The organism is Pseudomonas sp. S44, assembly GCF_016624805.1.
GTDB lineage: Bacteria > Pseudomonadota > Gammaproteobacteria > Pseudomonadales > Pseudomonadaceae > Aquipseudomonas > Aquipseudomonas machongensis.
The window spans coordinates 98,297-119,512 of record NZ_JACVTY010000005.1 but is presented as its reverse complement, the minus strand read 5'-3'; the positions used below and the strand labels follow the sequence as shown (position 1 = coordinate 119,512).

20 protein-coding genes are annotated in these 21,216 nt (G+C 64.3%); 11 read left to right on the top strand and 9 right to left on the bottom strand.

What is annotated here, in order from left to right; translation table 11 throughout:
* Positions 1-93: 93 nt before the first annotated feature.
* The 4 genes from rarD to IAE40_RS06620 all read right to left on the bottom strand — a co-directional run bounded on the left by rarD (position 94) and on the right by IAE40_RS06620 (position 3,796).
* On the bottom strand, positions 94-981 hold the full coding sequence (gene rarD / locus IAE40_RS06635; protein ID WP_200602886.1) for an EamA family transporter RarD: 888 nt from the start codon (positions 979-981) through the stop codon (positions 94-96).
* Positions 982-1,044: 63 nt separating this feature from the next.
* Positions 1,045-2,019, bottom strand: a complete 975-nt coding sequence (locus tag IAE40_RS06630) for a serine/threonine protein kinase (RefSeq protein WP_200602885.1) — start codon at positions 2,017-2,019, stop codon at positions 1,045-1,047.
* Between the two features lie 219 nt (positions 2,020-2,238).
* Positions 2,239-3,003, bottom strand: a complete 765-nt coding sequence (locus IAE40_RS06625) for a TOBE domain-containing protein (protein WP_153772416.1) — start codon at positions 3,001-3,003, stop codon at positions 2,239-2,241.
* Positions 3,004-3,058: 55 nt separating this feature from the next.
* Positions 3,059-3,796 carry a ComF family protein gene (locus IAE40_RS06620; RefSeq protein WP_200602884.1) on the bottom strand — a complete coding sequence of 246 codons (738 nt, stop codon included), beginning with the start codon at positions 3,794-3,796 and terminating at the stop codon, positions 3,059-3,061.
* 88 nt (positions 3,797-3,884) lie between these two features.
* On the opposite strand from IAE40_RS06620, the gene bioB reads away from it, so the two are divergent.
* The 9 genes from bioB to IAE40_RS06575 all read left to right on the top strand — a co-directional run bounded on the left by bioB (position 3,885) and on the right by IAE40_RS06575 (position 14,253).
* Complete coding sequence (bioB, locus tag IAE40_RS06615; RefSeq protein ID WP_054892185.1) at positions 3,885-4,943, top strand: biotin synthase BioB; 1,059 nt, start codon at positions 3,885-3,887, stop codon at positions 4,941-4,943.
* Positions 4,944-4,945: 2 nt separating this feature from the next.
* The gene (bioF, locus tag IAE40_RS06610; RefSeq protein ID WP_200602883.1) at positions 4,946-6,118 is read left to right on the top strand and encodes an 8-amino-7-oxononanoate synthase; all 1,173 of its coding nucleotides are present in this window, start codon (positions 4,946-4,948) and stop codon (positions 6,116-6,118) included.
* The gene (locus IAE40_RS06605; RefSeq protein ID WP_200602882.1) at positions 6,111-6,842 is read left to right on the top strand and encodes an alpha/beta fold hydrolase; all 732 of its coding nucleotides are present in this window, start codon (positions 6,111-6,113) and stop codon (positions 6,840-6,842) included. Before bioF ends, IAE40_RS06605 begins: the two co-directional genes overlap by 8 nt.
* Positions 6,835-7,653 carry a malonyl-ACP O-methyltransferase BioC gene (gene bioC, locus IAE40_RS06600; protein ID WP_200602881.1) on the top strand — a complete coding sequence of 273 codons (819 nt, stop codon included), beginning with the start codon at positions 6,835-6,837 and terminating at the stop codon, positions 7,651-7,653. The genes IAE40_RS06605 and bioC overlap by 8 nt, the downstream gene beginning before the upstream one ends.
* A gap of 1 nt (position 7,654) precedes the next feature.
* The gene (gene bioD, locus IAE40_RS06595; protein ID WP_197889796.1) at positions 7,655-8,335 is read left to right on the top strand and encodes a dethiobiotin synthase; all 681 of its coding nucleotides are present in this window, start codon (positions 7,655-7,657) and stop codon (positions 8,333-8,335) included.
* A gap of 142 nt (positions 8,336-8,477) precedes the next feature.
* Positions 8,478-8,774 (top strand): hypothetical protein, encoded by a 297-nt coding sequence (locus IAE40_RS06590; protein WP_063542348.1) that lies wholly within the window; start codon positions 8,478-8,480, stop codon positions 8,772-8,774.
* A 292-nt stretch (positions 8,775-9,066) separates the two neighbouring features.
* On the top strand, positions 9,067-10,872 hold the full coding sequence (locus tag IAE40_RS06585) for a phenylacyl-CoA dehydrogenase (RefSeq protein WP_054892191.1): 1,806 nt from the start codon (positions 9,067-9,069) through the stop codon (positions 10,870-10,872).
* A 204-nt stretch (positions 10,873-11,076) separates the two neighbouring features.
* Positions 11,077-12,360, top strand: a complete 1,284-nt coding sequence (locus IAE40_RS06580) for a GGDEF domain-containing protein (RefSeq protein WP_153772409.1) — start codon at positions 11,077-11,079, stop codon at positions 12,358-12,360.
* A 123-nt stretch (positions 12,361-12,483) separates the two neighbouring features.
* Positions 12,484-14,253, top strand: a complete 1,770-nt coding sequence (locus IAE40_RS06575) for an acyl-CoA dehydrogenase C-terminal domain-containing protein (RefSeq protein WP_200602880.1) — start codon at positions 12,484-12,486, stop codon at positions 14,251-14,253.
* Positions 14,254-14,518: 265 nt separating this feature from the next.
* Here IAE40_RS06575 and IAE40_RS06570 read toward each other — a convergent pair whose 3' ends face one another.
* Positions 14,519-15,445 (bottom strand): LysR family transcriptional regulator, encoded by a 927-nt coding sequence (locus IAE40_RS06570; protein ID WP_153772408.1) that lies wholly within the window; start codon positions 15,443-15,445, stop codon positions 14,519-14,521.
* 209 nt (positions 15,446-15,654) lie between these two features.
* On the opposite strand from IAE40_RS06570, the gene IAE40_RS06565 reads away from it, so the two are divergent.
* Together IAE40_RS06565 and IAE40_RS06560 are read left to right on the top strand one after the other, a co-directional pair.
* On the top strand, positions 15,655-16,932 hold the full coding sequence (locus tag IAE40_RS06565; protein ID WP_200602879.1) for an aminotransferase class III-fold pyridoxal phosphate-dependent enzyme: 1,278 nt from the start codon (positions 15,655-15,657) through the stop codon (positions 16,930-16,932).
* A 154-nt stretch (positions 16,933-17,086) separates the two neighbouring features.
* On the top strand, positions 17,087-17,245 hold the full coding sequence (locus IAE40_RS06560) for a YqaE/Pmp3 family membrane protein (protein ID WP_003177654.1): 159 nt from the start codon (positions 17,087-17,089) through the stop codon (positions 17,243-17,245).
* A gap of 27 nt (positions 17,246-17,272) precedes the next feature.
* Here IAE40_RS06560 and IAE40_RS06555 read toward each other — a convergent pair whose 3' ends face one another.
* Genes IAE40_RS06555 through pqqC form a run of 4 tightly spaced genes read right to left on the bottom strand, consistent with a single transcriptional unit; the run spans position 17,273 to position 21,209 of the window.
* Positions 17,273-19,096 carry an alpha/beta hydrolase family protein gene (locus IAE40_RS06555; RefSeq protein WP_200602878.1) on the bottom strand — a complete coding sequence of 608 codons (1,824 nt, stop codon included), beginning with the start codon at positions 19,094-19,096 and terminating at the stop codon, positions 17,273-17,275.
* The gene (gene pqqE, locus IAE40_RS06550) at positions 19,062-20,210 is read right to left on the bottom strand and encodes a pyrroloquinoline quinone biosynthesis protein PqqE (RefSeq protein ID WP_054892197.1); all 1,149 of its coding nucleotides are present in this window, start codon (positions 20,208-20,210) and stop codon (positions 19,062-19,064) included. The genes IAE40_RS06555 and pqqE overlap by 35 nt, the downstream gene beginning before the upstream one ends.
* A complete protein-coding gene (pqqD, locus tag IAE40_RS06545; RefSeq protein WP_054892198.1) occupies positions 20,182-20,457 on the bottom strand; it encodes a pyrroloquinoline quinone biosynthesis peptide chaperone PqqD in 276 nt (91 codons plus the stop codon). Before pqqD ends, pqqE begins: the two co-directional genes overlap by 29 nt.
* Positions 20,454-21,209, bottom strand: a complete 756-nt coding sequence (gene pqqC, locus IAE40_RS06540; protein WP_054892199.1) for a pyrroloquinoline-quinone synthase PqqC — start codon at positions 21,207-21,209, stop codon at positions 20,454-20,456. Before pqqC ends, pqqD begins: the two co-directional genes overlap by 4 nt.
* Between the last annotated feature and the right edge of the window lie 7 nt (positions 21,210-21,216).

The window sequence follows — 21,216 nt, the reverse complement described above, 5'->3', positions numbered from 1 at the left end:
CACAAAGCGCGGGGATCAGGGTGTGGATAACCTCTGGAGACCTTGCTGCAGGCCACGTGATCCGTGGCCTGCATGGATTTGATCGTTTTTTGATCAGGCGCGTTTGCGCAGGCTCAGCCAGGCGTCGACGCTGTAGATCGCCAGGCCCGCCCAGATGAACATGAAGGCGATCAGGGTACTCGAGGACAGGTGCTCGTCGAACAGCAGCACCGCCTGCAGCAGCACCAGGGTCGGCGCCAGGTATTGCAGGAAGCCCAGGGTGGTGTAGGGCAGGTGGCGCGCGGCGGCGTTGAAGCACACCAGCGGCACCAGCGTGACCGGTCCCGCAGCCATCAACCACAACGCTTCGCTGCTGCTGAAGAATGCTAGGTTGGCGCTGTCGGCTTGCGGGTGCAGCAGCAGCCAGCCCAGTGCCAACGGCACCAGCATCCAGGTCTCCACCACCAATCCCGGCAGCGCCGCCACCGGCGCCTGCTTGCGGATCAGGCCATAGAAACCGAACGACAGCGCCAGCCCCAGCGACACCCAGGGCAGGCCACCGACCTGCCACACCTGTTGCGCCACCCCCGCTGCGGCCAACCCGACCGCCAGCCATTGCAGGCGGCGCAGGCGTTCGCCCAGCAGGAGCATGCCCAGCAGCACGTTGACCAATGGGTTGATGTAGTAACCCAGGCTGGCCTCGAGCATGCGCCCGTTGTTCACGGCCCACACGTAGGTCAGCCAGTTGCCTGCGATCAGTGCGCCGCTCAGCGCCAGTATCGCCAGGCGCCGCGGGTTGTCGCGCAGCTCGCGCCACCAGCCTGGGTGTTTCCATACCAGCAGCAGGAGCGAACCGAACAGTGCCGACCACAGTACCCGGTGGACGATGATCTCCACCGCCGGGACGCTCTGGATGGCTTTGAAGTAGAGGGGGAACAGCCCCCAGATGATGTAGGCGCTGAGGCCCAGGATGTACCCGCGCTGCGGGTTTGTGGCGTGCATGCAGATTCCTTGCTTTGGCAGCTGATATCGCGGCGCCTATTGTAGACAGCTGGCGCCTTGCAACTAGAACAATTTGAGTGGTGCTTCATCCAGCGCCGCCATCTGCTCGCGCAGGGCCAGGATCTGGTCGCCCCAGTAGCGCGGCTGGCCGAACCAGGGGAAGCTGCGCGGGAACGCGGGGTCGTCCCAGCGCCTTGCCAGCCAGGCGCTGTGATGCAACTGGCGCAGGGCGCGCAGCGGCTCGATCAGCGCCAGTTGGCGCGGGTCGAAATCGTGGAACTCGTTGTATCCGTCGATCAGTTCGGCCAACTGCGTCAGGCGCTCTTCGCGGCTGCCGGCCAGCATCATCCACAGGTCCTGCACTGCCGGCCCCATGCGGCAGTCGTCGAGATCGACGACGTGGTAGACGTCGTCGCGGTGCATCAGGTTGCCAGCGTGACAGTCGCCATGCAGGCGGATCGCCTCGAAGGGCGTGCGTTGGTAGATGTCCTCGACCCGCTTGAGCACGTCGCGGGCCACGGATTCGAAGGCCGGCAGCAACTCGCGCGGGACGAAATCGCCGTCGAGCAGGGTCTTGAGCGAGGCATGGCCAAAGTTGTCCACAGCCAGCGTTTCGCGATGCTCAAAGGGGCGCGTGGCGCCGACGGCATGCAGGCGTCCGAGCAATTGCCCGAGGCGATACAACTGATCGAGGTTGCCAGGTTCGGGCGCATGGCCGCCGCGGCGGGGGAACAGGGTGAAGCGAAAGCCCTGGTGCTCGAACAGGCTGCGACCTTCATGCTGAAGCGGGGCGACGACCGGCACCTCGTGCTCGGCGAGTTCGAAGCTGAAGCTGTGTTCCTCGAGGATGGCTGCATCGCTCCAGCGCCCGGGGCGGTAGAACTTGGCGATCAGCGGTTGTTCACCTTCGATGCCCACCTGATAGACGCGGTTCTCATAACTGTTGAGCGCCAGTACCCGGGCATCGCTGAGAAAGCCCAGGCTTTCGACGGCGTCCAGGACCAGGTCGGGGGTGAGGGTATCGAAGGGGTGGGACATGGGAGCTCCGGCAGGGGAATGCATGCGCGGCATGGTAACGCATTCCATGGCGGCTTCAGGTGCCAACGCTCCCAGCATTCGTGTGGGAGCGGGCTCGTCCCGCGATCGGGCGCGAAGCGGCCGTAAACCAGCCACTACAATGCTTCAGGCCCATCACGTCGCCTGCCAGGTAGCCGCTTCGGGTGATCGCGGTGCGAGCCCGCTCCAACGCATTGCGCGCTACACCGGCACCCCTAGCAGCACGAACGAAGGATGAAACTGCGCTCGCACCTTGCTGCCTGCCGCGACTGCCTGGTGCTGCAGCCATTGCGGTTCGGCAAAGGCGCACAGCGTCTGTCCGTTCTCCAGCGCCAGCCGCATTTCACTGCTGCCGCCTTCATTGGCCAGTACTTCTTCCACCTGGGCGTGCAGGCAATTGCTCTCGGCGTCCGGCTGATCACCGTCAGCCAGCACTTTCACCCATCCGGCCTTGAGCAGGGCCACCACCGTGCTTCCCAGGGCCAGCTCCAGCCGTTCGGTACTGTCCGGTGTGATCAGCGCATCGATTTCCAGCCCGCTGCCCAGTGCCAGGCTGACCCTGTCGTAACGCCCCTCGCGGCGCAGCCCGCTGATCTGCCCGCGCAACTGATTGCGAGCGCTGGTGCGCAGCATCAGGCGGCCGAGCAGGTCGAGGTCGCTGTGTTCTTCGGTGGATTCGAGAATTTCGCTCTGCAACGCCTGGATGCGCTGATACAGGCGCAATACTCGCGCGCCCTCCGTCGACAGCTTGGCACCGCCACCGCCACGCCCGCCGGCACTGCGCTCGACCAACGGCTGCGCGGCGAGGTTGTTGAGCTCGTCGATGGCATCCCAGGCGCTCTTGTAGCTGATCCCTGCCGCCTTGGCGGCGCGGGTGATCGAGCCTTGTTCAGCGATGTGCTGCAGCAGGGCGATGCGCTGCGGACGACGGAAGATGTGCTGGGCAAGCAGGGCGGGCAAGGACATTGGGCAGGTTACCGGCGGTGTGATGCGGCGAAAGTGCCTTCGAGACCGAGTCTAGTCAACCCTGCCCAGGCCTGGGCGTGCGTGCCAGGCAGTACACATCGACCCGGCGCGCCCCGGCCTTGCGCAGCAGGCTCGCCAGCGCGCGGGCAGTGGCACCGGTGGTCAGCACGTCGTCGACCAGGGCCACATGGCGCCCGTCGAGCGTGGCGTGCGGTGCGACGGTGAAGGCCTGGCGCAAGTTGCGCCAGCGCGCTTTGGCGTCGAGAGTCTGCTGCGCCGCGGTGTCACGTGGGCGCAGCAGCACGCGCTCGTCGCAGGGGATGTGCAACTGGCTCGATAGCCAGCGTGCGAGCATGGCGGCCTGGTTGAAGCCGCGTTGGCGCAGTCGACGTGCAGCCAGTGGCACGGGCAACAGTTGGTCGGGTTTTGTCAGGCCTTCGTCATAGCGGTGCTGCAGGGCTTGTGCCAGCAGATCTGCCAGCAACCGCCCCAGCGGCCACTGGCTGCGGTGCTTGAAGCGGCTGATCACAGCGTCCAGCGGATACCCGTAATGCCACGGCGCAATGACCCGTTCGAACGGCGGTGGCCTGCGGCTGCACTGCCCACAGGTCAACGCCCGCATCGCCAGGGGCAGCGCACAGCGCGTGCACTGGTCGTCGAGCCACGGCAACTCATGCTCGCAGGCCGGACACAAGGGATATGCCTGTTGCGCAGGCTCATCGCAAAGCAAGCAGGCCTGTTCAATATTTAGCCAGTTGTAAACCAGTGTTTTTATGTTTGGTTGACAGTGCATGGGCCTTCCCTGACTATGCGAGCTATCCGTGAAGCGCTGCGGGCTTTCCTGTCCCGGCGCCTGTCAGAGCCTAGATAAGGAAACGCCGATGAGCGCCAGCACAAATGCAACAACACGTCACGACTGGTCCCTGGCCGAGGTCAGGGCGCTGTTCGAGCAGCCATTCAACGACCTGTTGTTCCAGGCGCAGACCGTGCATCGCGCGCACTTCGACCCGAACCGCGTGCAGGTCTCGACGCTGCTGTCGATCAAGACCGGTGCCTGCCCCGAAGATTGCAAATATTGTCCGCAGTCCGGCCACTACAACACCGGGCTGGAAAAACAGAAGTTGATGGAAGTGCAGAAGGTGCTGGAAGAGGCTGCCCGGGCCAAGGCCATCGGCTCGACTCGCTTCTGCATGGGCGCCGCGTGGAAGCATCCCTCCGCCAAGGATATGCCCTACGTGCTGGAGATGGTCAAAGGGGTCAAGGCCATGGGCCTGGAAACCTGCATGACCCTCGGCAAGCTCGATCAGGACCAGACCCAGGCACTCGCCCAGGCGGGTCTGGACTACTACAACCACAACCTCGATACCTCGCCGGACTTCTACACCAGCATCATCACCACCCGCACCTACAGCGAGCGCCTGCAGACCCTTGCCTACGTACGCGATGCCGGGATGAAGATCTGCTCCGGCGGCATTCTCGGCATGGGCGAGTCGCTGGACGACCGCGCAGGCCTGCTGATCCAGCTCGCCAACCTGCCCGAGCACCCGGAGTCGGTGCCGATCAACATGCTGGTGAAGGTTGCCGGTACGCCGCTGGCCAACGCAGAAGACGTCGATCCGTTCGATTTCATCCGCATGCTCGCGGTCGCGCGGATCCTCATGCCCAAGTCGCACGTGCGCCTGTCTGCTGGTCGTGAACAGATGAACGAGCAGATGCAGGCCCTGGCCTTCATGGCTGGCGCCAACTCGATCTTCTACGGCGAGAAACTGCTGACCACCGCCAACCCGCAGGCGGACAAGGACATGCAGCTGTTCGCGCGTCTGGGCATCAAGCCCGAAGAGCGTGAGGAGCACGCCGACGAAGTGCACCAGGCGGCCATCGAGCAGGCGCTGGTCGAGCAGCGCAGCAGCGAGATGTTCTACGACGCCGCTTCGGCCTGATCATGGCCTTCGATCTGGCGGCGCGCCTGGCCGAACGGCGCGCCGCGGACCTGTATCGGCGCCGCCCCCTGTTGCAGAGCCCGCAAGGCCCGGAGGTGGTGGTCGATGGGCAGCGTCTGCTGGCGTTCTGCAGCAACGATTATCTCGGGCTGGCCAATCACCCGGAAGTGACCGCCGCCTGGCGTGCCGGTGCCGAGCGCTGGGGTGTCGGTGGCGGTGCCTCGCACCTGGTGGTCGGCCACAGTACTGCGCACCACGAGGTCGAAGAGGCCATCGCCGAGTTGACCGGACGCCCGCGTGCGCTGCTGTTCACCACCGGCTACATGGCCAACCTCGGCGCCATCACCGCGCTGGTGGGGCAGGGCGATACGGTGTTGCAGGATCGTCTGAACCATGCGTCGCTGCTCGACGGCGGGCTGCTCAGCGGCGCCCGCTTCAGCCGCTACCTGCACAACGATCCGGCGAGCCTGGCGAGTCGCCTGGATAAAGCGGTCGGTGACACGCTGGTGGTCACCGATGGCGTGTTCAGCATGGACGGTGATCTTGCCGACCTGCCCGCCCTGGCGACGGTGGCGCGTCCACACGGCGCCTGGCTGATGGTCGACGATGCCCATGGTTTCGGCACGCTGGGCACCAATGGTGGCGGTATCGTCGAGCACTTCGGGTTGGGCATCGATCAGGTGCCGGTGCTGATCGGCACGCTCGGCAAGGCCTGCGGTACTGCCGGCGCGTTCGTCGCGGGCAGCGATGACCTGATCGAGGCGCTGGTGCAGTTCGCCCGTCCTTATATCTACACCACCAGTCAGCCGCCGGCACTGGCCTGTGCAACGCTGAAAAGCCTGCAACTGCTGCGTGACGAACGCTGGCGGCGCGAGCACCTTGGCGCGTTGATCCGCCAGTTCCGCCAGGGCGCGCAGCAGATCGGCCTGGCGTTGATGGACAGCCCGACCGCGATCCAGCCGATCCTGGTCGGCGATGCGGCGCGGGCATTGACGCTGTCGAAGATGCTGCGCGCGCGGGGTCTGCTGGTCACCGCGATCCGCCCACCAACCGTACCGGTCGGCAGTGCGCGCCTGCGCGTAACCTTGAGCGCCGCGCACAGCGAGGCGCAGGTCCAGCTATTGTTGAATGCATTGGCCGAGTGTCATGCACAGCTGGAGTCCGCCGATGCGTAACCGACTGATCCTCTTGCCCGGCTGGGGGCTGGGCACCGCTTCACTGGAACCCCTGGCTGCCAGCCTGCGGGCGCAGGATCCACGCCTGCAGGTCGATCTGGCAGCGTTGCCGGAGCTGCCTGATGCTGACGTCCAGGCCTGGGTCGATCACCTCGACCGCAAGCTGCCGACGGATGTCTGGCTGGGTGGCTGGTCGTTGGGCGGCATGCTTGCCAGCGCCTTGGCGCACAAGCGTGGCGACCATTGCTGTGGCCTGCTGACGCTGGCCAGCAATCCGAGTTTCGTGGCCCGCCACGACTGGCCCCACGGCATGGCCGAAGACACTTTCGGCACCTTCCTTGATGGTTGTCGCAGCCACACGCAGGTCACCCTCAAGCGATTTCGCACGCTGTGCAGCGAGGGTGCGCAGCAACCCCGCACCTTGCTGCGCCAGCTCGGCGTGGGCGTGCCGGACACCGATCCCTTGTACCTGGCCACCGGCCTGCAAGTGCTGGCCAAGCTGGATACCCGCCAGGCGCTCGAGCAGTACGGCGGCCCACAGTTGCACCTGTTCGCCGGCAGCGATGCACTGGTGCCGGCGGATGCGGCCAAGGCGCTCAGCGAGCTGCTGCCGGATGTTGAAGTCGGCCTGGTCGAAGACAGTTCCCACGCGTTCCTGCTGGAGTACCCACAGGAGCTGGCGGCGGGTATCAAGAGTTTCTTGCATGAGAGTGGTGATGACTGATCTTTCCCGCCCGATCCTGCCCGGCGCCCTGCCGGACAAGCGCCAGGTGGCGGCCTCGTTCTCTCGCGCGGCGGCCAGCTATGACAGCGTCGCAGCCCTGCAGCGCGCGGTGGGTGACGCTTTGCTCGCGCGCTTGCCGGCGTCGATGGCGCCGACCCGCTGGCTCGACCTGGGCAGCGGCACTGGCCATTTCAGTCGCGTCCTGGCTGCGCGCTTCGAGGCTGCCCATGGCGTGGCGGTGGACATCGCCGAAGGCATGTTGAGCCATGCCCGCGAGCAGGGTGGGGCGCATCATCATGTGGCCGGTGATGCCGAGCGCCTGCCGCTGCGCGATGGTGCCTTCGACCTGGTGTTCTCCAGCCTGGCAGTGCAATGGTGCGACCAGTTCTCCAGCGTGCTGGCCGAGGCCCGGCGCGTGTTGCGACCGGGCGGAGTGCTGGCGTTCAGCAGCCTGTGTGTCGGCACGCTGGAGGAGTTGCGTGCCAGCTGGCAGGCAGTGGATGGGCTGGTGCATGTCAATCGTTTCCGGGGTTTCGAGGATTACCAGCGCCTGTGCGCCGACAGCGGCCTGACCCTGCTCGGGCTGGAGCGCCTGCCCCACGTACTGCACTACCCGGATGTGCGCAGCCTGACCCGCGAACTCAAGGCGCTGGGTGCGCACAACCTGAATCCCGGGCGCCCGTCGGGCCTGACCGGGCGTGCACGCATGCAGGGGCTGCTGCAGGCCTATGAGCAGTTCCGTGACGACCAAGGTCTGCCTGCCACCTATCAGGTGGTCTATGGGGTGTTGCGCAAAGGCGAAGAGGAGTGACATGAGCCAGGCCTATTTCATCGCCGGTACCGACACCGATGTCGGCAAGACCACCATCGCCACCGGGCTGTTGCGTGCAGCACATAACCTTGGGCGTAGCACGCTGGCTGCCAAGCCTGTGGCGTCCGGATGCACGGTCAGCCCCAAGGGGCTGCGCAACAGTGATGCGCTGGCGCTGATCGACGAAAGCTCGATCAAGCTGCCCTATGAGCAGGTCAATCCCTTCGCCTTCGAACCGGCCATCGCCCCGCATGTGGCCGCTCGCGAAGCCGGCGTGGCACTGAGCGTGCCGACACTGCGTGACGCCATGCAGCAAGTACTGGCGCACGGCGCCGACTTCACCCTGATCGAGGGGGCGGGTGGCTGGCGGGTGCCGTTGTCCGATCATGCCAACCTGTCCGACCTGGCGGTTGCCTTGAAGCTTCCGGTGATCCTGGTGGTGGGGGTGCGCCTGGGTTGCATCAACCATGCGCTGCTCAGTGCCGAGGCCATCGCCCGCGATGGCCTGCAACTGGCGGGCTGGGTGGCCAATATCGTCGATCCACGCACTGCGCGGCTTGAAGAAAACCTGGCAAGCCTCGCCGAGCGCCTGCCGGCGCCATGCCTTGGACGGGTGCCGTGGCTGAAGTCTGCCGGAGCCGAGGCGGTTGCCGGGTATCTGGACCTGGATTTGCTTGACTGACCGCTTGGTGAACATCCGGTTACGAAAAATGCCCTGATTCTATTAGCTGGCACTGGGCTATTAAGGATTTAAACGGGTAATTTTCCTTGCGGGCTGTTTTAATTGAGCCCTCTTCCCTCACCCAGTCTTGTGGAGTCCTGATATGGAAATCACCGGCAGCTCTGCTTTCTACGCAGGCCTCGGCGCCATCCAGAACGGGCAGAACCGCGTCGACCAGGCCGCCAGCCAGATCGCCAGCAACGGCGTCGAGCGTGCAGGCGCCAGCCAGTCCACCAGCTATCAGGCCGAGCGCCTGCGTGGTGTAGACCGCAGCCAGCAGCAAGATCTGGCCACCAGCACCGTGCAGCTTGCCCTGGGCAAGCACGAAGTCGAACTGGGCGTGAAAGTCGCCAAGGCCTCCGACGAAATGCTCGGTCGGTTCATCGACACCTACGCCTGACTGCATAACCGTCGGCCAAGTCCCTGTGGGAGCGGGTTTACCCGCGAATCAACCAAGCCACGCAAGTGTGCCTGGTTTGTTCGCGGGTAAACCCGCTCCCACAGGCGCATGGGGCCGATGAATCAAGCGCTGGCAGAAACGCCATCGTTCGCGACCGAATTGGCACTATCGTCCCTTCTTGACATTGCCCTGAGCTAAACGTAAGTTTCAAACAACTGTTTGACCGAAAGCCGCCAAGAGCTGGTCGGTACCCGCGGTCTCCCCAACGAACTCAGCCCAGAGGTTCATCGCCATGCCTGAATACAAAGCCCCCTTGCGTGATATTCGCTTCGTCCGTGACGAGCTGCTCGGCTATGAAGCGCACTATCAGAGCCTGCCGGGTTGCCAGGATGCTACACCGGACATGGTCGATGCGATCCTCGAGGAAGGTGCCAAGTTCTGTGAGCAGGTGCTGGCCCCGCTGAACCGTGTCGGCGACCTGGAAGGCTGCACCTGGAGCGAGTCGGGCGTGAAGACCCCGACCGGCTTCAAGGAAGCCTACAAGCAGTTCGTCGAAGGCGGCTGGCCGAGCCTGGCCCATGACGTCGAGCACGGCGGCCAAGGCCTGCCAGAGTCGCTGGGCCTGACCCTGAGCGAGATGGTCGGCGAGTCGAACTGGTCCTGGGGCATGTACCCAGGCCTGTCCCACGGCGCGATGAACACCATCTCCGAGCACGGTACCCCCGAGCAACAGGAAACCTACCTGACCAAGCTGGTGTCCGGCGAATGGACCGGCACCATGTGCCTGACCGAGCCGCACTGCGGCACCGACCTGGGCATGCTGCGCACCAAGGCCGAGCCGCAGGCCGATGGCAGCTACAAGGTATCCGGCACCAAGATCTTCATCTCGGCCGGCGAGCACGACATGGCCGACAACATCGTCCACATCGTGCTGGCGCGCCTGCCCGATGCTCCGGCCGGCACCAAGGGCATCTCGCTGTTCATCGTGCCCAAGTTCCTGCCGAACGCCGAAGGCGGTGTAGGCGAGCGCAACGGCGTGAGCTGCGGTTCCCTCGAGCACAAGATGGGCATCCACGGTAACGCCACCTGCGTGATGAACTTCGACGCGGCCACCGGCTACCTGATCGGCCCGGCCAACAAGGGCCTGAACTGCATGTTCACCTTCATGAACACCGCGCGCCTGGGGACAGCACTGCAAGGCCTGGCTCACGCCGAAGTGGCTTTCCAGGGTGGCCTGAAATATGCCCGCGATCGTCTGCAGATGCGCTCCCTGACCGGCCCGAAAGCACCGGACAAGGCCGCTGACCCGATCATCGTCCACCCGGACGTTCGCCGCATGCTGCTGACCATGAAAGCCTTCGCCGAAGGCAATCGCGCAATGGTCTACTTCACTGCCAAGCAGGTGGACATCGTCAAGTACAGCCAGGACGAGGAGGAGCGCAAGAAGGCCGATGCACTGCTGGCTTTCCTGACCCCGATCGCCAAGGCATTCATGACCGAAGTCGGTTTCGAGGCCGCCAACCATGGCGTGCAGATCTACGGTGGCCACGGTTTCATTGCCGAGTGGGGCATGGAGCAGAACGTGCGCGACAGCCGCATCTCGATGCTGTACGAAGGCACCACCGGCATCCAGGCTCTCGACCTGTTGGGCCGCAAGGTGCTGATGACCCAGGGCGAGGCGCTCAAGGGCTTCACCAAGATCGTCCACAAGTTCTGCCAAGGTCAGGAAGGCAACGAAGCCACCAAGGAATTCGTCGAGCCGCTCGCTGCGCTGAACAAGGAGTGGGGCGAGCTGACCATGAAGATCGGCATGGCCGCCATGAAAGACCGTGAGGAAGTCGGTGCCGCGTCCGTGGACTACCTGATGTACTCCGGCTACGCGTGCCTGGCCTACTTCTGGGCCGACATCGCCCGCCTGGCTGCCGAGAAGCTGGCGGCCGGCACCGCTGAAGAGGCGTTCTACACTGCCAAGCTGCAGACCGCGCGCTTCTACTTCCAGCGCATCCTGCCGCGTACTCGCACGCACGTGGCGGCCATCCTGTCGGGTGCCAACAACCTGATGGCGATGAAAGAAGAAGACTTCGGTCTGTCGATCTGACCCCCGACGCTGTACGGAAAAACGCCTGCCATTATCGGCAGGCGTTTTTTTTTTGCCTGCTCTCGTTGCATCCGGTAACGAGAAAACCTCAAGACTCGCCCCCCACCTGCCGTTAAACCCTTCGTTGTATTCATCTATTCATGTGCGCTGCCGATGAAGTAAGGGCACAATGCCATTATTGATCTGCCGGGTCGGAGATTACCCTTGTTTCGTCTATCCGCTGTTCGCGCCAGCCACTTTCTGCCTTCGATCCTGCTGCTGGTGTCGGGGCTTGCGGCGGCGTATGTCAGGGACCTGAGCGTGTTCTTCACGTCCCTGTTCAACGTATTACCTACCCTGGTGCTGCTGCTCGGCGGTGCCTACTGTGCGGTGTACCGCCGCCAGCGTGAACTGTTCCTGATGGTCACGGTGTACATCGCCTACTTCCTGCTCGATACCCAGACCGATTACTACCGCGATCATGGCAAGGTCCGCGAAGACGCTGCAGTGGTGTTCCACCTCGTGTGCCTGCTGCTGCCAGCACTGTTCGGGCTGTTCGGCGCCTGGCAGGAACGCACCCACCTGGCCCAGGACATGCTTGCCCGCTTCGCCGTGCTGTTCGCGGTTGGCAGCGTGACCCTGGCGCTGGAGCAGAGTTACCCACAGACGTTGCTGACGTGGCTGGCAGAGATCCGCTGGCCGTCGCTGCATGGGCAGTGGATGAGCCTGATCCAGTTGGCCTACCCGTTGTTCCTGGGCGTATTCATCCTGCTGGTGGTGCAGTACCTGCGCGAGCCCCGGCCGTTGCACGCCGCGCAGATCACCGGCCTGGTGGGGATCTTCTGGATGCTGCCGCAGACGTTCATCCTGCCCTTCACCCTGAACATCATGTGCAGCCAGGTGATGCTGATGATCGCCGCAGCCGTCTCCCACGAGGCGTACCAGATGGCGTTTCGCGACGAACTGACCGGCCTTCCTGGCCGCCGCGCGCTGAACGAACGCATGCAGCGCCTGGGCCGCAGTTATGTGATCGCCATGACCGACGTGGATCACTTCAAGAAATTCAACGATACCCATGGCCACGATGTCGGCGACCAAGTGTTGCGCCTGGTCGCCAGCCGCCTGTCGAAGGTGACCGGGGGCGGGCGCGCCTATCGCTATGGCGGTGAGGAGTTCGCCCTGGTATTCGCCGGGCAGACCGCCGAAGAATGCCTGCCGCACCTGGAAGCGGTGCGCGAGATGATCGCTAACTATGCCATCCAGCTGCGCGATCAGAACAGCCGCCCACAGGATGATTCCACCGGGCGCCAGCGCCGTGCAGGTTCGGCGGGCAACACGGTGTCGGTGACTATCAGCATCGGCGTCGCCGAGCGCCTACCTGAGCACCGCAACCCGGAAGAAGTGCTCAAATCCGCTGACCAGGCGCTCTACAGCGCCAAGGCTGCGGGTCGTAACTGCGTCATGCAGCAGGGGCAAACTGCACGGCGCGGGGCAGTTCGCATGGCGTGACTATAGTTGACTATATGGTCGCGTGATGACCCTATGTCTCGTAAAAGTTGTTCGGTTACACTGCTTCCAACCCAGTGTGCGGCCCATGGCGGCCGCCCCCGACTCTGCTAGCGAGAGGTTGTCATGGCCGACTATAAAGCGCCCCTGCGCGATATGCGCTTCGTACTCAATGAAGTCTTCAAGGTTGCCGATCTCTGGTCCCAGTTGCCGGGGCTGGCTGAGGTTGTCGACGCCGAAACTGCCCTGGCCGTGCTGGAAGAGGCAGGCAAGGTCACCAGCAAGAGCATTGCGCCCCTGAGCCGCGCCGCTGATGAAGAAGGCTGCCACTGGGACAATGGCGCGGTCCGCACCCCGGCCGGGTTCATCGAGGCTTACCAGACCTACGCCGAAGGCGGCTGGGTCGGTGTCGGCGGGGATCCGCTGTTTGGTGGCATGGGCATGCCCAAGGCCATCTCGGCCCAGGTCGAGGAAATGGTCAACGCTTCGAGCCTGTCGTTCGGGCTGTATCCGATGCTCACCGCAGGTGCCTGCCTGTCGATCAACGCCCACGCCAGCGAAGCGTTGAAGGAAAAGTATCTGCCGAACATGTACGCCGGCGTCTGGGCCGGCTCCATGTGCCTGACCGAGCCCCATGCCGGCACCGACCTGGGCATCATCCGCACCAAGGCCGAGCCGCAGGCCGACGGCAGCTACAAGGTCAGCGGCACCAAGATCTTCATCACCGGTGGCGAGCACGACCTGACCGAAAACATCATCCACCTCGTGCTGGCCAAGCTGCCGGACGCGCCGGCTGGTCCGAAAGGCATCTCGCTGTTCCTGGTGCCCAAGTTCCTGGTCAACGACGATGGCAGCCTGGGTGCGCGCAACCCGGCCACCTGTGGCTCGATCGAACACAAGATGGGCATCCAGGCTTCGGCCACCTGCGTGATGAACTTCGACGAGGCAGTCGGCTATATCGTTGGTGAGCCGAACAAAGGCCTGGCGGCGATGTTCACCATGATGAACTACGAGCGTCTGGGTGTCGGTATCCAAGGCCTGGCATCGGCCGAGCGCTCCTACCAGAATGCCGTCGAATACGCCCGCGACCGCTTGCAGAGCCGTGCACCGACGGGCCCGCAAGCCAAGGACAAGGTCGCCGACCCGATCATCGTCCACCCCGACGTGCGCCGCATGCTGCTCACCATGAAAGCGCTGATCGAAGGCGGTCGGGCGTTTTCCACCTATGTCGCGATGCAACTGGACAGCGCCAAGTTCAGCGAAGACGCCGCTACCCGCAAACGCAGCGAGGAACTGGTGGCCTTGCTGACGCCTGTGGCCAAGGCCTTCCTCACCGACCTCGGCCTGGAGTGCACCGTACATGGCCAGCAGGTGTTCGGTGGACACGGCTACATCCGCGAATGGGGCCAGGAGCAGTTGGTGCGCGATGTGCGCATTACGCAGATCTATGAGGGCACCAACGGCATCCAGGCCCTGGACCTGATGGGGCGCAAAGTGGTGGCCAGCGGCGGCGCGTACTACCGTCTGTTCGCTGACGAGATCCGTCAGTTCCTCGGCGCTGCCGACGACGAGTTCACGCGGCCGCTGGGCGCTGCGCTGGATCAGCTCGACGGCTTGACCGAGTGGGTGCTGGAGCAGGCGAAAGGCAACCCCAACGAAATTGGTGCCGCCTCGGTCGAGTACCTGCATGCGTTCGGTTACGTGGCCTATGGCTACATGTGGGCACTGATGGCTCGTGCTGCGCAGGTTGGCGAGGGCGACGAGGCCTTCTATGGTGCGAAGCTTGGGACGGCGCGCTTCTACTTCGCCCGCCTGCTGCCAAGGCTGGATTCGTTGGTGGCATCGGTGAAGGCGGGCAGCGAGTCGTTGTACCTGCTGGATGCCGCGCAATTCTGATCGAGGGGCCGGGGTTTTCGAGTGCAAACAGGACGTTCTGAAAACCTCGGCCTTGTAAGCTTTTTCCTACATTACGCGGTGACTTTTCTCCTCTTTCCTAAGATTGGATCCACGGTTAATCTTTCTTACATGGACGGAGCGCAGGAAGCGCAAAGGACAGAACAGGGACACGTAGGATTTCCCGCCAGGATGGTGGGACGATAAGGATGTCAGGGAAACAGTCTGGAGAGCCCCGCCTCGGCGGGGTTTTCTTTGTCTGGCGTTTTTATGCGCCGCGCCCATCCAGTGTCTGCACGCCAGCCTGGCGGGCATCGCTCTCCTCCTCAAGCAGGGTGCGCAGCAACTCCACCGATGCCTGCTGGCGCTGGGCATCGCGAAACACCAGGCCCACCTTGAGCGGGACCCGCGGCTCGCTCAGGGGTTTCCACAGCAGTGCCTGATCGTCTTCGGCCGCTTCCTTGGCCCGCCCCGGAAGGATGGTCGCCAGGGCGGTATTGGCCAGGCTGTCGAGAATCCCCCCCATGTTGTTCATCTCTGCCTGCACCTGCGGCCTGCGCCCGAGGTTGGCCAGTTGGGCCTTCCAGATCTGCCGGATCTGAAATTCCTCCCCCAGCATCAGCAGCGGCAGTTCGGCGGCTTGTCTGATCGAGACCTTCTTGAAGTCTTTCAACTGATGCGTATTGGGGATGACAAGCTGCAGTTCATCTTCGTACAACAACAGCCCGTGCAGCCCTGGCTGACGTGGCGGCAGGTAGCTGATGCCGATATCCAGGCTGCCATTGAGTAGCCGCCGCTCGATTTCCAGCCCTGACAGTTCGTAGATCTGCACGACCAGGTGTGGCTGGGCCTTGCGCAGTTTCTCCAGCAGCCGCGGCACCAGGCTCGGGCGTACGGTCTGCAGCACACCGATGGCCAAGGTACGCAAGGACTGGCCCTTGAACCCCTGCATGGCTTCCTGGGCGCGCTGCAGCCCGTCGAGCAGGGGCAATGCATGGTTGTAGAGGGTGTGCGCGGCGAGGGTTGGCAGCAGGCGTTTGTTGCTGCGCTCGAACAGGTTCAGGTCAAGGCTGTGCTCAAGCTGGCGGATCTGTTGCGACAGTGCCGGTTGCGACAGTGACAGACGCTCTGCAGCCCGCCCCACATGGCCTTCTTCATAGACCGCGACGAAATAACGCAGTTGGCGAAAATCCATAAGAAATACTTATCGAAAAAGCTGAAAAAACGAAATGGCCGCGAAGCGCCGGTACGCCTAGTCTATCGCCGTATTCCGGAGGGCTGAAGCGATCCGCCCGGTTCATTGTTGCCCCGGATGAGAAACACTTTTGATAGGCAAGGCAAAATATCCGACCTCAGGCGAAGACCGGGGCGCCTTGCCGTCCCCGTGATTGCCCTGGAGTCATCATGAACCTGTTCAAGCTGCGTCGTTCGGCTGCGGCCGTTGCCGGGCCCGTGCAGAGCCCGACGCATGAGGCGCAGCCCTCGCAGATGTCCCGCGAGTGGCTGATGCCTGGCCGCGAGCGCGCACCTCAGGTGTTCGTGCGGGGCCAGGGTTCGTGGTTGTGGGATGACCAGGGGCATGCGTACCTGGACTTCACCCAGGGCTGCGCGGTCAACAGCCTCGGGCACAGCCCTGAAGTGCTGGCCAGGGCCCTCGGCAGCCAGGCCCAGGCCCTGATCAATCCGGGCGCGGGCTTTCACAGCTCGGCGCTGCTGGCGTTGGCCGGGCGCTTGTGCCAAAGCACCGGCAGCGACCAGGCGTACCTGCTCAATAGTGGCGCCGAGGCTTGCGAGGGCGCAATCAAGCTTGCGCGCAAATGGGGCCAGCTGCATCGCGGCGGCGCCTATCACATCATCACGGCCAGCCAGGCCTGCCATGGCCGCAGCCTTGGCGCGCTGTCGGCGTCCGACCCGCTGCCGTGCAACCGCTGTGAACCGGGATTGCCAGGCTTCAGCAAGGTGCCGTTCAACGACCTGGCCGCGCTGCATGCCGAGGTCGACTCGCGCACCGTGGCGATCATGCTCGAGCCGATCCAGGGCGAAGCCGGCGTGATTCCGGCAACACGTGAATACCTGCAGGGGGTCGAAAAGCTCTGCCGCGAGCTGGGCATCCTGTTGATTCTCGACGAAGTACAGACCGGTATCGGCCGTTGTGGCGCGCTGCTGGCCGAACAGATCTATGGCGTGCGTGCTGACATCCTCACCTTGGGCAAGGGCCTGGGCGGTGGGGTGCCGCTGGCGGCCCTGCTGGCCCGCGGTACGGCCTGCTGCGCCGCGCCGGGCGAGCTGGAGGGCAGCCACCACGGCAACGCCCTGATGAGCGCGGCGGGCCTGGCGGTGCTGGATACCGTGCTGGCGCCGGGTTTTCTCGAGAAGGTGCAGGACAGCGGCCGGCACCTGCGCGAGGGTCTTAGCCGTCTGGCGGGGCGCTACGGGCAGGGCGAGGTGCGGGGCCAGGGGTTGTTATGGGCGTTGCAGTTGCGTGAAGCGCTGGCCCAGGAACTGGTCGAGGCAGCTCTGCACGAAGGCCTGCTGCTCAATGCCCCGCAAGCGGATGTGGTGCGCTTCTCGCCGGCGCTGACCGTTAGCCGGGGCAATATCGACGAAATGCTGCAGCGGTTATCCCGTGCCTTCGCCCGCTTGCATTCCCACCAACAGGTTCGCCGCGAAGCGACGGCCTGACCACCGAATTTCAACGAACCGTCTCGCGTTCCTGCGCATCGCCCTTGGCCAGCTGTATTTGGCCCGGGGCGTTTTTTTTCAGGCGTGATATCAGTGTGGAACCTCCAGCGAAGCGCACTAGTCTGTGTTGAGAACCATCCCAGGAGAGCTTCACATGGACTTCATTCGTATCATCATCGCTATTCTTCTGCCGCCTTTGGGCGTGTTCCTGCAAGTTGGCTTCGGCGGCGCGTTCTGGTTGAACATCCTGCTGACCCTGTTGGGCTACATTCCGGGGATCGTGCACGCGGTGTACATCATCGCCAAGCGCTAGCGCATGACGGGGCCGGGCGCGGCCCCCTCAACCCGCCAGCACCCGGCAATAAAACCGCCATTCCTCTTCCAGCGCATGGGCAAGGTTCTGTGCCTTGCGAAAACCATGACGCTCCTCAGGGTAGAAGTGCCCAACCGCTTCGATGCCATTGGCTTTCAGCGCCTCCAGCATGCTGCGGGTCTGTTCCGGCACTACCACCGCATCCAGCTCACCCTGGAAGAAGATCACCGGCGCCTTGATCCGCTCAGCATGCAGTAGCGGTGTGCGTTCCCGGTAGCGCTCGGCATCTTGCTGCGGGTCGCCGATCAGCCAGTCCAGGTAATCGCCTTCGAACTTGTGAGTCGCCTTGCCCAGCGCGATGGGGTCGCTGACGCCATAGAGGCTGGCGCCCGCGCGGAATACGTCGTGGAAGGCCAGGGCGCACAGGGTGGTGTAGCCGCCGGCACTGCCGCCGCGAATGAACGCCTTGTCCGGGTCTATCAAGCCTTGCCCGGCGAGGAAGGCAACGGCGGCGCAGGCGTCCTGCACGTCGATTTCGCCCCAGCGCAGGTGCAATGCCTGGCGATAGGCGCGGCCATAGCCGCTGCTGCCGCGATAGTTGAGGTCGGCGACGGCGAAACCACGCTGGGTCCAGTACTGGATGCGTGCGTCGAGTACCGGGTAGCAGGCCGAGGTCGGGCCTCCGTGGATGAACACCACCAGCGGGGGTGTGTGCTGGCTGTCCATGGCTGGGTAGAAGAATCCATGGGCCAGGGCGTCGCCACTCGGGTAGCGGATGGGCTGTGGATAACTGATGCGCTCGGCTGGCAGTACCTCGCCGCCACCTGCCAGGATCCGGCTGCGCTGGCCGTCGCGTGCGATGGCGAGGATTGCCGGTGGGCGCGTGGGTGAGGCAGCGATGGCATAGAGGTGCTGTGCGTCCATCGCCAGGCTGCGAAACCGCGTGTAGTCCTCGGCGAACACTTGCAGGTCTTGGTCTTCGCTGCGAATCGCCAGCTTGCCGAAGCCGTTGTCGAACCAGGTCGCGAGATAGCCTTGCGGGCCCAGGGGCAGCCAGGTGCAGGCGCCCAGTTGCCATGGCGCAGCAGCGTGGTCGGCAGCTTCGGCAGGGATAGCCTGCCAGCCCCCGTCGAACTCGCCCCAGGGCTGCCAGAAGCCGTTGCGGTCGGATAGGCAATACAGCCTGCCGTCAGTGTCGAAGCGAGGCTGTTGCAGGGACTCGTCCTGGCCGGCCACGCAGTGCGTCGGCCCCCAGTGTCCGTTGGTTTGCCGCGCACAGCTCATCAGGCGGGTAAGGGTCCAGGGCTGCGCCGGGCGATCCCATTCGATCCACGCCAGGCGCTGACCGTCGGGGCTCAGAACAGGGGAGGCGTAGAAGTCGGCACCTTCGGCCAGTACCTGGCGCATGCCTGCGGCCAGCGTCACCAAGCGGTGCTCGACGCATTCGCCATGCCGCTCCTCGACCGCCAGCACCTGGCCGTCATGCCATTGCAGGTCGCCATAGCGGCATTCTGAGGCTGCGGTCAGTGCTTGGGGGGGCGAGCCGTCCAGCGCCTGGCTGTAGACCTGCTGGTCCTTCTCGTTGACGAAGACCACCGCCTGCGGGGCCAGGCAGAAACTGCCGCCGCCGTATTCATAGACCCGGCTGCGCGCGCTGAAACCGTCCGGTGTCAGGCAGTGGGCCTGCTGCTGGTGCCAGTGCCAGATGCGGCAGGCGCCATCGGCGGGGCGGAATTCGTTCCAGAACAGCCCCTGCTCGCCGACCTTGAGTTCGGCGAAGTCGGTGCCGGCGGCCACCGCCTGGGCGGCGCTGAACTCAGCCGCGGGCGATGACACGGGAGTTGCGCTCATTGCGGAAGGTCATCTGTTCGATGTTCATCTGAGCGGTCTGCGCCTCCTCGCGGGCCTTGAGAATGATGCCGTGATCCGGCGACTTGGCGCACACCGGATCGGCCTTGCTGGCATCGCCAGTGAGCATGAAGGCCTGACAGCGGCAACCGCCAAAGTCCTTTTCCTTTTCGTCGCACGAACGGCAGGGTTCGGGCATCCAGTCGTAACCGCGAAAGCGGTTGAAGCCGAACGAGTCGTACCAGATATGCCGCAGGTCGTGGTCGCGCACGTTGGGAAACTGCACCGGCAACTGACGCGCGCCATGACAGGGCAGGGCGGTGCCGTCGGGGGTGATGGTCAGGAACAGGCTGCCCCAGCCGTTCATGCAGGCCTTGGGGCGTTCTTCATAGTAGTCGGGGGTGACGAAGATCAGTTTGCACGGGTTGCCGTCGGCTTTCAGCCGTTCACGGTACTGGTTGGTGATGCGCTCGGCGCGTTCGAGCTGCTCTTTGGTCGGCAGCAAGCCCAGGCGATTGAGGTGCGCCCAGCCGTAGAACTGACAGGTGGCAAGTTCGACGAAGTCGGCTTCGAGGGCGATGCACAGCTCGATGATGCGGTCGATCCGGTCGATGTTGTGCCGGTGGGTGACGAAGTTCAGCACCATCGGATAACCGTGGGCTTTCACCGCACGCGCCATTTCCAGCTTCTGCGCGAAGGCTTTCTTCGAGCCGGCCAGCAGGTTGTTCACCTGTTCGTCGCTGGCCTGGAAGCTGATCTGGATATGGTCCAGACCGGCCTGCTTGAACGCGGCGATCTTCTGCTCGGTGAGGCCGATGCCGGAGGTGATCAGGTTGGTGTAGTAGCCCAGGCGCCGGGCCTCACCGATCAGCTCGGCGAGGTCCTGGCGCACCAGTGGCTCGCCGCCGGAAAAACCGATCTGCGCCGCACCCATTTCACGGGCCTGTGCCATCACCTCGAACCACTGTTCGGTACTCAGCTCCTTGCCCTGGGCGGCGAAGTCCAACGGGTTGGAGCAGTACGGGCACTGCAGCGGGCAGCGGTAGGTCAGCTCGGCCAGCAGCCACAACGGCAGGCCGACCGGCACCTCAGGCGAGGGTGATCCAGTGTTCGGCACGGGCCACCTCCATGAACTGCTCGATGTCCTCGGCCACTTCCGGGATACCGGGGAATTGCTGTTCGAGCTCAGCGATGATCGCCGCGACATCGCGCTGGCCATCGACCAGCCCACCTATCAGGCCAGCACTGTCGTTGAGCTTGATCATGCCTTCGGGGTACAGCAGCACGTGGCCCTTTTGCGCGGGTTCGTACTGGAAGCGGTAGCCGGTGCGCCAGTTCGGCACCAGTGTGCGGTCGAGACTCATAGTGCGATCCCCTTGTGCCAGACCCGTTCGCTTGTGACGCTGTGATAGGGCGGGCGGTTCAGTTCATAGGCCATGCTCATGGCGTCGAGCATGCTCCAGAGGATATCCAGCTTGAACTGCAGGATTTCCAGCATACGCTCCTGCCCTTCGCGCGTGGTGTAGTGCTGCAGGGTGATCGCCAGGCCGTGCTCTACATCGCGTCGGGCCTGGCCCAGGCGGGTGCGGAAGTACTCGTAGCCGGCCGGATCGATCCAGGGATAGTGCTGCGGCCAGCTGTCCAGGCGCGACTGGTGGATCTGCGGGGCGAACAGCTCGGTCAGCGAGCTGCTGGCCGCTTCTTGCCAGGAGGCGCGGCGGGCGAAGTTGACATAGGCGTCGACGGCGAAGCGCACGCCGGGCAGCACCAGCTCCTGCGAACGCAGTTGCTCCGGGTCCAGGCCCACCGCCTGGCCGAGGCGCAGCCAGGCCTCGATGCCGCCGTCCTCGCCGGGGGCGCCGTCGTGGTCGAGCAGGCGCTGGATCCACTCGCGGCGTACTTCGCGGTCCGGGCAATTGGCCAGGATCGCGGCATCCTTCATGGGGATGTTCACCTGGTAGTAGAAGCGGTTGGCCACCCAGCCCTGGATCTGCTCGCGCGTGGCGCGGCCCTGGTACATCGCCACGTGGTAGGGGTGATGGATGTGGTAGTAGGCGCCCTTGGCGCGCAGGGCCTGCTCGAACTCGGCAGGGGACATCGGCAGTGCGTCGCTCATCAGGCCT

What these genes read in the sequence shown, in the direction of transcription:
- rarD (WP_200602886.1), bottom strand. Translation starts at nt 981, where the DNA reads ATGCACGCCACAAACCCGCAGCGCGGGTACATCCTGGGCCTCAGCGCC.
- IAE40_RS06630 (WP_200602885.1), bottom strand. Translation starts at nt 2,019, where the DNA reads ATGTCCCACCCCTTCGATACCCTCACCCCCGACCTGGTCCTGGACGCC.
- IAE40_RS06625 (WP_153772416.1), bottom strand. Translation starts at nt 3,003, where the DNA reads ATGTCCTTGCCCGCCCTGCTTGCCCAGCACATCTTCCGTCGTCCGCAG.
- IAE40_RS06620 (WP_200602884.1), bottom strand. Translation starts at nt 3,796, where the DNA reads ATGCACTGTCAACCAAACATAAAAACACTGGTTTACAACTGGCTAAAT.
- bioB (WP_054892185.1), top strand. Translation starts at nt 3,885, where the DNA reads ATGAGCGCCAGCACAAATGCAACAACACGTCACGACTGGTCCCTGGCC.
- bioF (WP_200602883.1), top strand. Translation starts at nt 4,946, where the DNA reads ATGGCCTTCGATCTGGCGGCGCGCCTGGCCGAACGGCGCGCCGCGGAC.
- IAE40_RS06605 (WP_200602882.1), top strand. Translation starts at nt 6,111, where the DNA reads ATGCGTAACCGACTGATCCTCTTGCCCGGCTGGGGGCTGGGCACCGCT.
- bioC (WP_200602881.1), top strand. Translation starts at nt 6,835, where the DNA reads ATGACTGATCTTTCCCGCCCGATCCTGCCCGGCGCCCTGCCGGACAAG.
- bioD (WP_197889796.1), top strand. Translation starts at nt 7,655, where the DNA reads ATGAGCCAGGCCTATTTCATCGCCGGTACCGACACCGATGTCGGCAAG.
- IAE40_RS06590 (WP_063542348.1), top strand. Translation starts at nt 8,478, where the DNA reads ATGGAAATCACCGGCAGCTCTGCTTTCTACGCAGGCCTCGGCGCCATC.
- IAE40_RS06585 (WP_054892191.1), top strand. Translation starts at nt 9,067, where the DNA reads ATGCCTGAATACAAAGCCCCCTTGCGTGATATTCGCTTCGTCCGTGAC.
- IAE40_RS06575 (WP_200602880.1), top strand. Translation starts at nt 12,484, where the DNA reads ATGGCCGACTATAAAGCGCCCCTGCGCGATATGCGCTTCGTACTCAAT.
- IAE40_RS06570 (WP_153772408.1), bottom strand. Translation starts at nt 15,445, where the DNA reads ATGGATTTTCGCCAACTGCGTTATTTCGTCGCGGTCTATGAAGAAGGC.
- IAE40_RS06565 (WP_200602879.1), top strand. Translation starts at nt 15,655, where the DNA reads ATGAACCTGTTCAAGCTGCGTCGTTCGGCTGCGGCCGTTGCCGGGCCC.
- IAE40_RS06560 (WP_003177654.1), top strand. Translation starts at nt 17,087, where the DNA reads ATGGACTTCATTCGTATCATCATCGCTATTCTTCTGCCGCCTTTGGGC.
- IAE40_RS06555 (WP_200602878.1), bottom strand. Translation starts at nt 19,096, where the DNA reads ATGAGCGCAACTCCCGTGTCATCGCCCGCGGCTGAGTTCAGCGCCGCC.
- pqqD (WP_054892198.1), bottom strand. Translation starts at nt 20,457, where the DNA reads ATGAGTCTCGACCGCACACTGGTGCCGAACTGGCGCACCGGCTACCGC.
- pqqC (WP_054892199.1), bottom strand. Translation starts at nt 21,209, where the DNA reads ATGAGCGACGCACTGCCGATGTCCCCTGCCGAGTTCGAGCAGGCCCTG.